Source organism: Pseudomonas sp. FBCC-B1667, assembly GCF_059133255.1.
Map to the genome: position 1 here is coordinate 3592453 of NZ_CP101437.1, position 13956 is coordinate 3606408.

Genomic DNA, 13956 nt, shown 5'->3' on the forward strand with positions numbered 1-13956 from the left:
TGGCGAAGAACCGGTTCGTCGCCACAGAGGGAGATGCAGCCTGTTCAGGCAGCCATCAGCCAGATTGGCTATTCATCTTTATCGAACGTACCGGTACGCACCTCACCGCCGCGCACATACCGCGTGATCAGCACACCGTTGGCGGTGCTGGTCGAGTGCGACAACGTGAAGGCCGACGCCAGCGCAGTGTCGTCGAACAAACGCTTGCCGCGCCCCAGTACGACGGGAAAGGTCATCAACCGAAGTTCATCGACCAGTCCGGCAGCAAGCAGTTGGCGTACCAGATCACCACTGCCCTGCGTCAACAGGTCGGCGCCGTCCCGAAGTTTGAGCGCACGTATTGCCTCGGCAACGTTTCCTTCCAAGGCACTGCTGTTCTGCCACTCCAGCGTCTCGGGGTGATGCGTCGCCACATGTTTGGGTGCGCGGTTGAGCAGGTCAGCAAGGCAATGGCTATGTGAATCGGCCTTTTGCCGCGGCCAATACGCCGCGAACAGGTCGTACGTGCGCCGTCCCAGCAGCAACTCGAACGGCTGCGAAAACAGCGCCTGTACGGCCTCGCCGGAGACATTGTCGGCGTAGGGCACGATCCAGCCGCCGAAGCGGAATTCGCCGCTGGTGTCTTCTTCCGGACTGCCGGGGGCCTGCATAACGCCATCCAGGCTGATGAACGCGGCAACGGTGAGCTTGCGCATGGTCTTCTCCTGATGAGTATCGGCTCAGGGAATACCGGGGATCACAGCGACCCAACCGGTTCATTCCCTGATGGATAGTCGAACGGGCTACTGCGAAATCGACAGCACGCGGTACAGATAAAAGCTCACCGATACGGCATCGTTTCGACTTTCGATTTGCTCAATTGCGGGGCACTTCTATATTGAGGGGGTGCTCTGAACTTCCTGCCTACTGTTGAGCCTGGCCCATGGCGAATACTGTTCAATTGATCATCTGCGAGCACTGCGACAGCGTGTATGAAAAAGTCACGCTCGCAAAAAATCAGAAAACCCTCTGTACGTGCTGCGGTGGCGTGCTCCAGCGCTACAACGGCCTGACGGTGGAGCAACGTCTGGCGTTGACCTTCACCGCGTTGGTGCTGTGGATTTTCGCCAATTTCTACCCGGTCATGAGCATCAGCCTCAAAGGCTTGAAAAACAGCGCAACCCTGTGGGATTCAGTATTGGCCCTGAGCCAGGGACCGATCACCTTCATTGCGATGGTCGCGGCGATTGCGATGATCATCGCCCCGATTTTCCAGCTGCTGCTACTGATCTGGGTCTTGGGTTTCGCGCTCTCGCACCGCCGATCACCCGGTTTCAAATTCTGCATGCGCTGGCTGGAGTCCCTCCGGCCCTGGAGCATGCTGGAAGTCTGTTTGCTGGGCGCAATGGTCGCGGTGATCAAACTCGCCGGTCTGCTCGACGTGCTGCCTGGCATCGGCCTGTTTGCCCTGGCCGTGCTCAGCCTGATGATGATCCGCATCGCCGGGCGCGATATCCGTGAACTGTGGGACATCCTATGAAGACGCCCCCGGTCGCCAGCGATCTCAATCTTTGCCTGTGCCACAGCTGCGGCATGGCCTGCGACGTCACCGGTGAACCTCACGAATGCGAGCGCTGCGGCGCGCCGCTGCACCGACGCAAAGCCAACGCGCTGACCCGCACCTGGGCCTACATGTTCACCGCCCTGGCGTTTTACGTGCCCGCCAATCTATTGCCGGTGATGAACACGAAAATGGTCGGCCATGGCGCCGACAGTACGATCATGAGCGGCGTACTGGAGTTTTGGGACGCCGGTGCCTGGGACATCGCCCTGATCATTTTCATCGCCAGTATCGCGGTGCCTGGCATCAAGTTTGGCGCACTGACGTTGTTACTGGTGACCGTACAGCGCGAGAGTCTGTGGGCGCGCAAGGAACGGTCGAAACTGTACCGCTTTGTCGAGGTCATCGGGTACTGGTCCATGCTCGATGTGATCGTGGTGGCACTGGTGGCCTCACTCGTGAAGTTTCAAGCCCTGGCCGACATCGAACCGCGGCCGGGCATTCTGTTTTTTGGCTTGGTGGTTGTGTTCACCATGCTGGCGGCGATGAGTTTCGACCCGCGCCTGATCTGGGATAAAAAGCGGGAAAACCCGCAACACGAGGAGGACATGGATGAAGTCTCAAGCCACTGAAGGGCCACAAGCCCCAGGACAGGCCCCGGTCAAGACCGGCCGCAGTCTCTCACTGGTCTGGATAGTGCCCATTGTTGCGGTATTGGTGGGGCTGTCGCTGGTGGTCCACAGCATCTTGCAGGAAGGCCCGACCATCACGGTCACGTTCAAGACCGGTGATGGCCTGACCGCCAACAAGACAGAGGTCAAATACCGCAATGTGGTGATCGGCCAAGTCTCAGATGTGGAGCTGAGCAACGACCAGAAGAGTGTCAACGCTACGATCAAACTGGCCAAACAGGCGGAAAGCTTCACCCGTGAAGACTCAAAGTTCTGGGTTGTGCGCCCGCGCATCGGTGCCGGCGGGGTATCGGGCATTGATACCTTGCTGTCCGGAGACTACATCGGTGCCGACATTGGCCAGGCCAATGGCCGCGCGAAAAATTTCCAAGGTCTGGAAAACCCGCCACCGATCACCTATGGCGAGCCGGGTAAACGGTTCACCTTGCACACACCTGACCTCGGGTCACTGGACATTGGCTCACCGGTCTACTACCGCAAGATACCGGTCGGCCAAGTGGTGGCCTATGCGCTGGACCCCGATGGCAAAGGGGTGAACATCGACCTGTTCATTCATGCACCCAATGACCAGTACGTCACCGAAAACACCCGATTCTGGAATGCCAGCGGTGTGGACGTGAGCGTCGGCGCCAACGGCTTTGCACTGAAGACCGAGTCATTGTCCTCCTTGCTGGTGGGTGGTATTGCCTTCCGTACACCGGACTACAACCCTAACGACAAACCGGCCGCCGAAGAGTATGCCTACGAGCTGTTCGAAGACCAGCAAACCGCCCTCGCCCCGCCTAATGGCAAGGCGCAATTCCTGGCCTTGCGTTTCGATCAGGCCATGCGTGGGCTCAAGGTCGATGCGCCGGTTGAATTCCTCGGCATTGAAATCGGCAAGGTGGTGTCGGTCAATCTGGATTTTGACCCGATAAAACGCAGCTTCCCGGTCAATGTCGGCATTGTGATCTACCCGCAGCTTCTGGGGCAGGCCCACACCAAAATGATTAAAACGCTCAATCATGACCCCAATAACGAAGCGGCTGGCGTGCGGATGATCGGCACCTTCATCGACAACGGTCTGCGTGCCCAGGCCCGCACCGGCAACCTGTTGACCGGCCAGTTGTACATCTCCCTGGACTTTTACCCTAAAGCCGAAAAAGTCGCCTTCGATCCAAACGCGCGCCCGGTCATAATTCCGACGCTTCCGGGCAGCCTCGAACAGTTGCAGGAAAAACTCGAAGCCATGGTCAACAAGATCAACAAGCTGCCCGTGGAGCGCATCGCCGACAACCTCGACAGCAACCTGGTGGAGATGCGCAAAGGACTGGTGAAATTCAACAGCAAGACACTGCCTGGCGTTGACGCCACCCTGTCGGACGTCAGCAAGACCCTGCAGTCGGCCAATACAGCGCTGCAATCGGCTAATTCCACTATTGCCGAGGATTCGCCGCAACGGGAACAACTGGGGCAGACCCTGGATGAAATTTCCCGTACGTCGCGTTCCTTGCGTGAACTGACTAATTATCTGATTCGCCATCCGGAATCGCTGATTCGAGGTCGACCTGACAATGCCGCGGCAAAGGACCTGAAATAATGACCGGGTCGCAGAAGAAAGGAGCAACACCTATGGCTTTTTCGCCAAAGTTCGCCTTGTTCACTGCGCTGTTGCTGCTCGCAGCCTGCCGCAGTGATCCTGTTCACTACCACACCCTGATGCCGGCCCAAGCGGAGGCTGCGTCGCACATTAAAGCCGTATCCATCGAGATCGAGAGCCTCAGCGTGCCAGCGCAGGTCGACCGATCACAGGTGGTCATTCGTCAAGGCAATAGCGGCCTGGCGTTACTCGACACCGAATGGTGGGCAGCGTCGCTAGGGGAGGAGCTTCGAAGTGCCCTGATAGATCAATTGGTCAATGCCAACCCTACACGCAGGTTGTCATTGCGCATTGATGTGCAGCGCTTTGACTTAGTGCCCGGACAGTACGGCCTGATTGACGCGACTTGGCGTTTGCGTGTCCCCGACGAAGGCAAAGGCGCTTCAATCACTTGTCGCAGCACCTTGCAAACGCCTTCTGGAGCAAACATCGAAGATCTGGCCCAGGCCCAGCAGAACAACGTGAAGCGCCTGGCGGCGCAGATCAGTCAGGCGGCCAGGGGCTCATTACAAAGTTGCCCATCCTCCTGAGCAGCCGCTTCTAAAACGCCCGGGCACTGCTCAGCAGTGCCCGGTCACCACTGCGCAACACATGGCGTGTCCGCTTATTGCGATACGGGTCAGCCGCTAGCGAGCAAGAGGCAAAAATTCTCAATCACCAACTAAGTCAGCGCCGAAATTCATCTGCGCAATTTTTTCACATTCGTTTCACTCCTCTGCAACCTGCACAGCACTAGTTTTGCTCGTAATTCTTCCACTTAAAATTACGAATCAAACATGACTTCGCGCAAAGTAAAACTGGCGTCACTGATCAGTGCCTCGTTAGTTGCTGTAGTCGTCACGGGCTTTGTCTTGTGGCCGAGATCGCCCACTCACCTGGCCAGTGCCAACAGTGCCGCCAAGGCTGAGCTCCTGCAAGACTGGGACAATGGCGAAGTCGTAGCGCTGGTTCGTCATGCCGAGCGTTGCGACCAATCCAGCAACCCCTGCCTGGGGCCCGCCGATGGCATTACACAGTTCGGCAACGAGTCTTCCACGGCGGTGGGCCAGCATTTCATACGCCTGGGCATGGCCCAGACCGACGTTTTGAGCAGCCCCGTCACGCGCACGATACAAACGTCCCACGCCATGTTCGGCACCGACCCCAAGACTCAGGAATGGTTGGTCAGCTGCGGCAAAACACTGCGCAACGATGTAGTGGCACACAAGCTAGCCCATCGCAATCTGGTGCTCATATCCCACAGTGGTTGCATCAGCGACTTTTTAGCCGAGACCGGTTTCCCGCACGCAGCAAAGAGTGAATACGGCAGCTCGCTGTTCCTGCGCATTGACGCTAACGGGCAACTTCAAGTGCTGGGCATTGTTAATCCTGAAGACTGGAATGCTGTACAGGGGAAATAAACAACTGCTCTACGTCAACCTCAATCAATAGACCGGCGACTCAAGATGAGTTGCCCACTGTCCATTAAACTTCGATGCCCACGCTGCCACTTGCGGTATTGCGCCAAGGACGAGTCATGACTTCACTTAACCCATTGCCCTTTTCTACAGGTCAGTCAGGCCGCACTCGTGCTCCCATCGAACCCTGGTTGGTGCCCGGCCTGCTGTTGGCGTTTGTGGTTTTTTACCTCCTGCCACTGGCGACTCACGGGTTATGGATCCCTGACGAAACCCGCTACGGCCAGATCAGCCAGGAGATGCTCCTGAGCGGAAACTGGGTCGCGCCGCACTTCATGGGTATCCGCTACTTCGAAAAGCCTATTGCAGGCTATTGGATGATCGCCATCGGCCAGGCGATTTTCGGCGATAACCTGTTCGGTGTGCGGATTGCTTCGGCAGTGAGTACCGGGTTGAGTATCTGGCTGACTTACCTGATTGCTCGCAGGCTTTGGAGCGATCCACGCAAAAGCGCTGCCTGTGCGTTGCTGTACATGAGTTTCGGGCTGATTGCCGGTCAGGCGGGTTACGCCAACCTCGATCCACAGTTCACGCTATGGGTCAACCTGACCCTGGTCGCACTCTGGTTTGCCATCGACAGCCAAACGCCTCGCAGCAAAGCCGGCGCGTGGGCGCTGTTAGGTGTTGCCTGTGGAATGGGTTTCATGACCAAAGGCTTTCTGGCCTGGTTGCTCCCAGTATTGATCGCCCTGCCCTACATGATCTGGCAACGACGCATGGGTGAACTCGTGCGTTACGGCTCGTTGGCCGTATTGGTCGCGGTCGTGGTGTGCTTGCCATGGGTGCTCGCCATCCAGCATCGGGAGCCAGACTTCTGGAATTTCTTCTTCTGGAACGAACACGTACGCCGGTTCGCCGCCGATGATGCACAACATGCGCGGCCATGGTGGTTCTATCTGCCGCTGCTGATTGCGGCGAGCTTGCCATGGGCAGCATTGTTACCGAACACTTTTATCAACGCCTGGCAGCAAAAACGCCAACCAGCCGTCGCGTTCATGCTGCTGTGGCTGTTGTTGCCACTGGCATTCTTCAGCTTGAGCAGCGGCAAGTTGCCGACTTACATCATGCCGTGTCTGTTGCCGTTGGCCCTGCTGATGGGGCACACGGTCATGGAGCACCTGAAACAGGGACGAGGCCGGTCAATTCGTATTAACGGGGTGATCAACATCAGCGTGGGCACCGCGGCTTTGATCGCCTTGCTCTATCTGCAGGCCAGCAAGGAAATCTACCAAAACACGGAGATGTTCGGCCTGTCCCTGGTGTTCATCGTGTTGGTCGGATGGATCATTTCCAACGCTTTGCAAGTCATGCGGCCATTGACGTTCTGGGCGATGCCGGCCATCGGTATCTGGCTGCTGGTTGCGTTGGCACCGGCCGCGATGCCCTCGCAGATCGTCAACAGCAAGATGCCGGATCAGTTTATCGCCGAGCACCTTGATGCATTGGCGCAAACCTCTTCGTTGCTCAGTAACGATCTGGGCGCGGCTTCAGCGTTGTCATGGCGTTTGAAGCGGCCACACGTCGACCTGTTCAATACCGTTGGCGAGCTGAAATACGGCCTCACTGATCCGGCCATGGACTCGCGCAAAGTCACCAAGGACAACGTCGGCAAATGGATGACCGAAGCACGTAAAAAAGGCGCGGTTGGCGTGGTCATGCGAGTGAACAGCGTCCAGGAAGTGCAAGAGGTCGAGCTGCTGCCTATCGACGGCGTGCGTTATCAGCGCGGTAATTTACAGATCCTGGTGTTCCCGCAAACCGGCACTGCGCATCCGACTTCAACCGTGTCGACTGGAAACCCGTCATGAAATTCTGGGCCAGTGATAGAGGCCGGTTGACGCTCCTGCTGGGCGTCACCGCGCTGATCCTGCTATTGGGGCTGGGCACCCGCGAGTTATGGGGCGCGGAAACCCGCTGGGCCAACATCGCGCTGCAAATGCTGCAAAGTGGTGACTATTTCGACCCTTACCTCAAAGGCGGGGCCTATTACGATAAACCGTTACCCTCCTATTGGCTGATCACGGCCACCGCCTGGTTGACTGGCGGTCTGGACCACTGGTCATTGCGCCTGTCTTCGGTGATAGCCGCGTGGCTGAGCGTGTGGCTGGTGTACCTGATCGGCGAACAGCTGTTCCGCAAAGGCACCGGTTTGATTGCCGGCTGGATGCTGGCGACGACCTTCTATTTTGTCTTCTGGGCACGGGTCGCCACGGCCGACATCCTCACAGTGTGCGGCGTGCTGGCGGCGGTGTGGTGGTACTTGCGCGGGCCGGACGACACCCGCCTGGGTCGTTACCTGGTGTTCTTCCTGCTGTTGTCCCTGACCTCGCTGCTCAAAGGCTTGATCGGTTTCATCCTGCCTGGGCTGGTGCTGCTGCCGCATCTGGTGCAAGACGGACGCTGGAAACGCCACCTCAATCTGCGGCTGTGTGCGGCCCTGCTGATTGCCGGCTTTTTCTATATGACTCCGTTCATGCTGTCGCACGTTTACGGTACGCCGACCTTTGGCGAAAGTGGCCTGGGCCTGGTGTTGCGCGAGAATGTCGTCCGTTTTTTCCAGCCATTCGACAACATCGGTCCGATCTACACCTACCTGCTTTACCTCCCCATCTACACCTTGCCGTGGGCGCCGTGCTGGCTGTTGGCGTGCTGGGTCGCGTTGCGCAACTGGCGCAGTGTCGAGCCCACTGCGCGCTGGCTGGTCTGGGGCCTGGGGTTGCTGATGCTGTTTTTCACCGCCAGTGGCAGTCGTCGCAGCTACTACGTCTTGCCCCTCGTACCCTTCGCCCAATTGCTGGGGGCGTGGTGGATCACCCGGCGCATGGCCGAACGCAACGCAATGGACACGTTTGCCAGTCGCGGCTTGAAGATCGGTTTCGGAGTGAGCGCAGCCATACTGATGGCCGTGCTCGGCGTGCTGTATCCATGGACGAACAGCGGTGGCGGCGTGGTGAATTTCGGTGATACGGTCAAGCTTGAGGCCAGCAAACGGGCACCGTTGAATCATTGGCGCATGGTAATGATCGACGTCGACAATAAGGTGCCCATGTACCTGCAAACCGGTGGTGCACCGTTTTTTTACGTGCAGCAAACCGATGACTTTCCTCGCACCGGTGACACCGCCGCGCTGATGGCCTGGCTGGAGCGTACCAGCGGCCAGCACTGGAATCCGCAATTCACCATTATTGTCACGCAGTACCGCAACGGCGATGCGCTCCCGCTGAACTACCTGAGTGTCGATCACCAGGTCATCACCACCACACCTACCAACGGCGAGCGAATCTTTCACGCCCGTGAAGACCAGAGCGTCGCGTTTATTCCCGAGTGATCCACAACCAGGCATTAAAACGCCGGGCCATGCTTCCCGGCGTGGCTTTGAGGGCGGTACTATCCTTTCGCCACCTTTTACACATGAGCGGCCGCCCGCCCGTTGCTCCTGATGACGTGCGCGAAAGGGGTTTCTGCCGGGCAAGCCGCTGAGGGGCTGCTAATCTGAATGAAAATGACATGTATTAACGGTTTCTTTGACGTTTTTTTCTCATTTTGCGTTCTACATTCCCTGCCACTCAAAACATGCAAATGATTCGCATTGATTTGCTAGCGAATCGGCCTGCATGAACATTTAAAAGAACAGGAGCCGCCCCCAGAATGACGCCCTCTATTCCTTCGTTCCTCAAAACCGCACTGCTGACCACTGCACTGCTCAGCGCCGGGCACGTGTATGCCGCGGAAAACGCCGGTATCGTGGTCTACAACGCCCAACATGAGAGCCTGACGAAGGCCTGGGTCGAGGGGTTCACTCAGGAAACCGGAATCCCCGTCACCCTGCGCAATGGCGACGACACCGAGATGGGCAACCAGATCGTCCAGGAAGGCGCCGCGTCCCCGGCCGACGTATTCCTGACCGAGAATTCCCCAGCCATGGTGCTGGTGGACAACGCCGGCCTGTTTGCACCGGTAGCACCGACCACGCTGGAACAAGTTGACGCCGCGTATCGTCCGGCGCATGGCAAATGGGTCGGGATCGCTGCGCGCTCCACGGTATTCGTCTACAACCCGAGCAAACTGCCAGAAGCCGAGCTGCCGAAATCGCTGATGGACCTCGCCGGGCCAAACTGGAAAGGTCGTTGGGGCGCATCGCCCGCCGGTGCCGATTTCCAGGCCATCGTTGCTGCCGTGCTGGAACTCAAGGGCGAAGCCGCCACCCTCGAATGGCTTAAAGGCTTGAAAACCAACGCCACGATTTATCGCGGCAACAGCGCCGTGCTCAAGGCCGTCAACGCCGGCCAGGTCGACAGCGGTGTGATCTATCACTATTACAGCTTCGGCGATCAGGCCAAGACCGGCGAAAACAGCAAGAACACCGCCCTCTATTACTTCAAGCATAAAGATCCGGGTGCCTTTGTCAGCGTCTCCGGTGGCGGCGTCCTGGCTTCCAGCAAACACAAAGAAGAAGCACAGGCACTGCTGAAGTGGATCACCGGTAAAGAAGGTCAGAAAGTCCTCGAAACCGGTAAATCGTTCGAATACGCCGTGGGCAAGAACGCCCCCTCAAACCCTAAACTGGTGCCTTTGCAGCAACTCGACGCGCCAGCTGTCGATGCCTCAAAACTCGACAGCAAAAAAGCCGTGGAATTGATGACTCAGGCGGGACTGCTCTAATTGATGCCTGAAACCCTGCCAGGGGGTGTCGCCACGGCGATGCCCTCGAACCTGCGACGACGCTCCCGTGGCGTCTTCGCAGGTCGCGGCGGCGCGTGGGTGATCGGTTTGTCCGTACTGATCTCCCTCCTGTCGCTGCTGCCGATTGCCTTCGTCATCGGCGTGTCGATCCAGACTGGCTGGGCGGCCATCGTGCCGCTGGTCTTCCGGCCTCGTGTTGCTGAATTACTGATCAACACCGTGTTGCTGGTGGTGATCACCATACCGTTGTGCGTGATGTTGGGCCTGGCGCTGGCCTGGCTGACAGAGCGCACCAATCTGCCGGGGCGACGCGGTTGGTCGCTATTGGCGACCGCACCTCTGGCCGTACCAGCCTTCGTACATAGCTATGCCTGGGTGAGCCTGGTGCCGCCGATTCATGGACTGTTTGCCGGCGTGCTGGTCTCGGTCATCGCCTACTTCCCGTTCCTGTACCTGCCGATTGCCGCGACCCTGCGCCGGCTCGATCCCGCCATCGAAGACGTTGGCGAATCGATGGGGCTCAAACCGTGGGCAGTGTTCTTTCGTGTGGTGCTGCCACAATTGCGCCTGGCCATTTGCGGCGGCGCCTTGCTGGTGGGGCTGCACTTGCTCGCCGAATATGGCCTGTACGCGATGATCCGCTTCGACACCTTCACCACCGCGATCTTCGACCAGTTCAAATCCACCTTCAACGGACCTGCCGCCAACATGCTGGCCAGTGTGCTGGCCCTGTGCTGCCTGGCGATGCTCACCGCTGAATCTGCGGCGCGCGGCACGGCGCGTTACGCCCGGGTCGGTTCAGGAAGTGCCCGCGCTCAGCGGGTTGTTCGCCTGGGCTCGCGGGACATCGCGCTCGGCCTGCTCCTGCAAGGCATCACCTGCGCACTGGCGCTGGGTGTGCCGTTGATCACACTGGGCAAATGGTTGATCGCCGGTGGCACCGAGGTCTGGCAACTTGACGATTTGCTGCCAGCCCTGCAACAAACCTTGCAGCTCGGCGCTGCGGGCGCGCTCCTCACCACTTGCGCCGCGATCCCGATTGCCTGGCTGTCGATTCGCTCGCCGGGCCGGCTGCAACGGCTGCTGGAAAGCTGCAACTACATCACCAGCTCGTTGCCGGGGATTGTCGTTGCGTTGGCCCTGGTCACGATCACCATCCATTTCGCCCGGCCGATTTACCAGACCACGATCACCGTGCTGCTGGCGTATCTGCTGATGTTCTTACCCCGGGCGCTAGTGAGTCTAAGGGCAGGTATTGCCCAGGCACCGGTGGAGCTGGAAAACATCGCGCGCAGCCTCGGTCGCTCACCGGGTCGGGCCTTGTGGCTGATTACCCTGCGCCTGGCAGCGCCAGGGGCCGCCGCGGGCGCTGCTCTGGTATTTCTGGCGATCACCAACGAACTAACCGCCACCCTGCTGCTTGCACCCAATGGCACCCGCACCCTGGCGACCGGTTTCTGGGCCATGACCAGCGAAATCGACTATGCCGCCGCTGCACCCTATGCCCTATTGATGATCCTGCTGTCGCTTCCACTGACCGGACTTCTTTATCACCAATCCAAACGAACGGCTGGCCGATGAACGCTCTTGAACTGCATGCCATTTCCAAGTCTTACGGCGACTTTCAGGCGCTGGAGAGCATCAACCTCTCGGTGCCCGCCGGCAGCCGGACGGTGATTGTCGGCCCGTCCGGATCAGGCAAGACCACCCTGTTGCGGATGATCGCCGGTTTCGAGTTTCCGGACACCGGCCGACTGTCACTCAACGGCCAGACACTCGTCGACGACACCCACGAGGTGCCGGCGCATCAGCGTTTGATTGGTTACGTTCCCCAGGACGGCGCCCTGTTCCCGCACATGACCGTCGCCGCCAATATCGGCTTCGGGCTGGCGAGCAAGGGCAGCGAAAAAAGCGAGCGAATTGCCGAGTTGATGGACAGCGTAGCCCTGGACGCGAACATGGCCAATCGTTGGCCCCATGAACTCTCTGGCGGCCAGCAGCAGCGTGTGGCGCTGGCGCGGGCATTGGCGCAACAGCCGCGCCTGATGCTGCTGGACGAACCGTTTTCCGCCCTTGATACCGGCCTGCGCGGCGCCATGCGCAAAATGGTTGCCCGACTGCTGTCCGACGCAGGTGTTACCACCATCCTGGTCACCCACGACCAGAGCGAAGCGCTGTCGTTTGCCGATCAACTGGCGGTGATGCGCGGCGGCCGGCTGGTTCAGTCAGGTCATCCACTGGATCTTTACCGCTACCCCGACGACGAACAAACCGCGCTGTTTCTCGGGGATGCGGTGGTCCTGCCGGCCCGAATCGAAGCCGGCTGGGCTCATTGTGACCTCGGCCGGATACCGGTGAACAACCATCGCAACAACAGTGCGGCGCAGATCATGCTGCGCCCCGAACAACTGCAACTGGTCAGCGCCCAGCCGAGTCCGACCGAGGCTACCGGCTGCCGCGCCGTGGTCACCGACCGGGATTTCAGCGGCAACACCTGCACCTTGACTGTGGAGCTACAGGCCCCAACTGCCGGTGACCAGGCAGGACGTTCATTAACGGTTCGAAGTTCGGGCATGTATGCGCCCCCGGCAGGCAGCGCGGTCCACGTTTCGACCATCGGCCATGCTCATGTGTTCAGTGACGCGTAACGGTGTCTTGTCACAGATCAAAGCGATCCACGGCGCGACGCCGCTCGTTGTCGTCGCGCACATCGTAGTTGGCAGTGGTCTGGATGTTGCTGTGGTGCGCCAGTTTCTGGGCGATCGATAAATCGTGCTCTTCAATCACGCGGGTGATGAAGGAACGGCGAAAATCGTGTGGCATGATCTTGACCCCGACTTCAGCACCGCGCTGGCGCGCGATGTAATAGATCGCATGTTTGGTCACGCGCTCGCGGGTGATATGGCTGCCACGGCGAATGCGATTGAACAGAAACGGGTCATCCACCTCACCCTCCTTGAGCTGTGATCGACGAAACGCCAGCCACGCTTCCAGCTTGGCGAACGCCCAGGCCGGCGCGTACTTGATCAATTGCTTGTTGCCCTTGGCCGTGACCCGCAGGCTGCGCTCGGCAAAATCGACCTGCGACAGGTCCAGATTCACCGACTCGGACTTGCGCATCCCCGAACCGTACAAAACCCCGATGATCGCCGCGTCCCGCAACCCTTGTGGGCGCGGATCGGCGGCACACACCGCCATCAGTTCCTGAATCAGCGTGCGCCGCAAGTTGCGCCCTTGCGACAATCGAGTGCCGGCAATACTTTTCACCGAGCGCATTTTCAGCAGGTGTTCCTGACTGATCAGGCTCATGCGCCACGCCTCATTCATCACCCCGCGTACCGCATTCACGTATAACGATGACGTGTTGGGCGCATAGCTGTCTTTGCGCAACGCCGAGACAAGTGCAATCACATCTTCCGGCTGTAGTTGATGCCAGGGAATTTCCTCGATGTTCATGTCTTCGAAGCCCAATCGGTCGGCGGCATCCTGCAAAACATAGCGCATGGTCAGCTGACTCGAAGGCGCGAGCCGGGCCAGGTAGACCGTCAACGGGTTGGTCTTGGGAGCAACAGGATGGATAACAGGTAAGTCAGTCAAACGAAACGGCCTTGAATTAAAACACTGCAGTAAAACAACTAAGGGTTGAAACAATCCTCATCTAAAGCGGGGACTTCGGTAGGACCTTTCTTCTGAAAACCTCGATGAGTGGCAGGAGTCTGAACAGTGCCTGTATGACTCTCAGATAAACGATTTGCCGACCGGTTTTTCATGTTCCTTTCACGAAAATGCGCATACTCTCAATGAGCCGCGACTGTCCCACACAGGGCCCCAACGTGCCGACTGAAACAGAAAAAGTCAATTGATGCGATTTGTCACACTTTTTGTGTAACTGATTGAAGCAGCTTATTTTTTATCGACTACGCTTGCCTTGGATCCAGCACATCC

Annotated in this window: 12 protein-coding genes; 10 read left to right on the forward strand and 2 right to left on the reverse strand. The window is 58.6% G+C overall.

Annotated elements, in window-relative coordinates; genetic code table 11:
• Positions 1–68 precede the first annotated feature (68 nt).
• Positions 69–695: a dihydrofolate reductase family protein gene (locus tag NL116_RS16360; protein WP_494373079.1), complete on the reverse strand. Its 627-nt coding sequence runs from the start codon at positions 693–695 to the stop codon at positions 69–71.
• Positions 696–922: 227 nt separating this feature from the next.
• Between NL116_RS16360 and NL116_RS16365 the strand changes: the two genes are divergently transcribed.
• The 10 genes from NL116_RS16365 to NL116_RS16410 all read left to right on the forward strand — a co-directional run bounded on the left by NL116_RS16365 (position 923) and on the right by NL116_RS16410 (position 12659).
• The gene (locus tag NL116_RS16365) at positions 923–1519 is read left to right on the forward strand and encodes a paraquat-inducible protein A (RefSeq protein ID WP_494373080.1); all 597 of its coding nucleotides are present in this window, start codon (positions 923–925) and stop codon (positions 1517–1519) included.
• Positions 1516–2172 (forward strand): paraquat-inducible protein A, encoded by a 657-nt coding sequence (locus NL116_RS16370; protein WP_494373081.1) that lies wholly within the window; start codon positions 1516–1518, stop codon positions 2170–2172. Before NL116_RS16365 ends, NL116_RS16370 begins: the two co-directional genes overlap by 4 nt.
• On the forward strand, positions 2153–3811 hold the full coding sequence (locus NL116_RS16375; RefSeq protein WP_494373082.1) for a PqiB family protein: 1659 nt from the start codon (positions 2153–2155) through the stop codon (positions 3809–3811). Before NL116_RS16370 ends, NL116_RS16375 begins: the two co-directional genes overlap by 20 nt.
• 32 nt (positions 3812–3843) lie before the next feature.
• Positions 3844–4401, forward strand: coding sequence for a PqiC family protein (locus tag NL116_RS16380; protein WP_494373083.1), 558 nt, complete (start codon positions 3844–3846; stop codon positions 4399–4401).
• 246 nt (positions 4402–4647) lie between these two features.
• Positions 4648–5271 (forward strand): lipopolysaccharide core heptose(II)-phosphate phosphatase PmrG, encoded by a 624-nt coding sequence (gene pmrG / locus NL116_RS16385; protein ID WP_494373084.1) that lies wholly within the window; start codon positions 4648–4650, stop codon positions 5269–5271.
• Between the two features lie 116 nt (positions 5272–5387).
• Positions 5388–7136, forward strand: a complete 1749-nt coding sequence (arnT, locus tag NL116_RS16390; protein WP_494373085.1) for a lipid IV(A) 4-amino-4-deoxy-L-arabinosyltransferase — start codon at positions 5388–5390, stop codon at positions 7134–7136.
• On the forward strand, positions 7133–8656 hold the full coding sequence (locus tag NL116_RS16395; RefSeq protein ID WP_494373086.1) for an ArnT family glycosyltransferase: 1524 nt from the start codon (positions 7133–7135) through the stop codon (positions 8654–8656). Before arnT ends, NL116_RS16395 begins: the two co-directional genes overlap by 4 nt.
• 320 nt (positions 8657–8976) lie before the next feature.
• The gene (locus NL116_RS16400) at positions 8977–9990 is read left to right on the forward strand and encodes an iron ABC transporter substrate-binding protein (protein WP_494373087.1); all 1014 of its coding nucleotides are present in this window, start codon (positions 8977–8979) and stop codon (positions 9988–9990) included.
• A gap of 3 nt (positions 9991–9993) precedes the next feature.
• Positions 9994–11592 carry an ABC transporter permease gene (locus NL116_RS16405; RefSeq protein WP_494373088.1) on the forward strand — a complete coding sequence of 533 codons (1599 nt, stop codon included), beginning with the start codon at positions 9994–9996 and terminating at the stop codon, positions 11590–11592.
• On the forward strand, positions 11589–12659 hold the full coding sequence (locus NL116_RS16410; protein ID WP_494373089.1) for an ABC transporter ATP-binding protein: 1071 nt from the start codon (positions 11589–11591) through the stop codon (positions 12657–12659). The genes NL116_RS16405 and NL116_RS16410 overlap by 4 nt, the downstream gene beginning before the upstream one ends.
• A gap of 10 nt (positions 12660–12669) precedes the next feature.
• On the opposite strand, the gene NL116_RS16415 is transcribed toward NL116_RS16410, so the two are convergent.
• On the reverse strand, positions 12670–13608 hold the full coding sequence (locus NL116_RS16415; RefSeq protein WP_494373090.1) for a site-specific integrase: 939 nt from the start codon (positions 13606–13608) through the stop codon (positions 12670–12672).
• Positions 13609–13956 lie beyond the last annotated feature (348 nt).

What these genes read in the sequence shown, in the direction of transcription:
- NL116_RS16360 (WP_494373079.1), bottom strand. Translation starts at nt 695, where the DNA reads ATGCGCAAGCTCACCGTTGCCGCGTTCATCAGCCTGGATGGCGTTATG.
- NL116_RS16370 (WP_494373081.1), top strand. Translation starts at nt 1,516, where the DNA reads ATGAAGACGCCCCCGGTCGCCAGCGATCTCAATCTTTGCCTGTGCCAC.
- pmrG (WP_494373084.1), top strand. Translation starts at nt 4,648, where the DNA reads ATGACTTCGCGCAAAGTAAAACTGGCGTCACTGATCAGTGCCTCGTTA.
- NL116_RS16380 (WP_494373083.1), top strand. Translation starts at nt 3,844, where the DNA reads ATGGCTTTTTCGCCAAAGTTCGCCTTGTTCACTGCGCTGTTGCTGCTC.
- NL116_RS16405 (WP_494373088.1), top strand. Translation starts at nt 9,994, where the DNA reads ATGCCTGAAACCCTGCCAGGGGGTGTCGCCACGGCGATGCCCTCGAAC.
- NL116_RS16365 (WP_494373080.1), top strand. Translation starts at nt 923, where the DNA reads ATGGCGAATACTGTTCAATTGATCATCTGCGAGCACTGCGACAGCGTG.
- arnT (WP_494373085.1), top strand. Translation starts at nt 5,388, where the DNA reads ATGACTTCACTTAACCCATTGCCCTTTTCTACAGGTCAGTCAGGCCGC.
- NL116_RS16375 (WP_494373082.1), top strand. Translation starts at nt 2,153, where the DNA reads ATGAAGTCTCAAGCCACTGAAGGGCCACAAGCCCCAGGACAGGCCCCG.
- NL116_RS16410 (WP_494373089.1), top strand. Translation starts at nt 11,589, where the DNA reads ATGAACGCTCTTGAACTGCATGCCATTTCCAAGTCTTACGGCGACTTT.
- NL116_RS16400 (WP_494373087.1), top strand. Translation starts at nt 8,977, where the DNA reads ATGACGCCCTCTATTCCTTCGTTCCTCAAAACCGCACTGCTGACCACT.
- NL116_RS16395 (WP_494373086.1), top strand. Translation starts at nt 7,133, where the DNA reads ATGAAATTCTGGGCCAGTGATAGAGGCCGGTTGACGCTCCTGCTGGGC.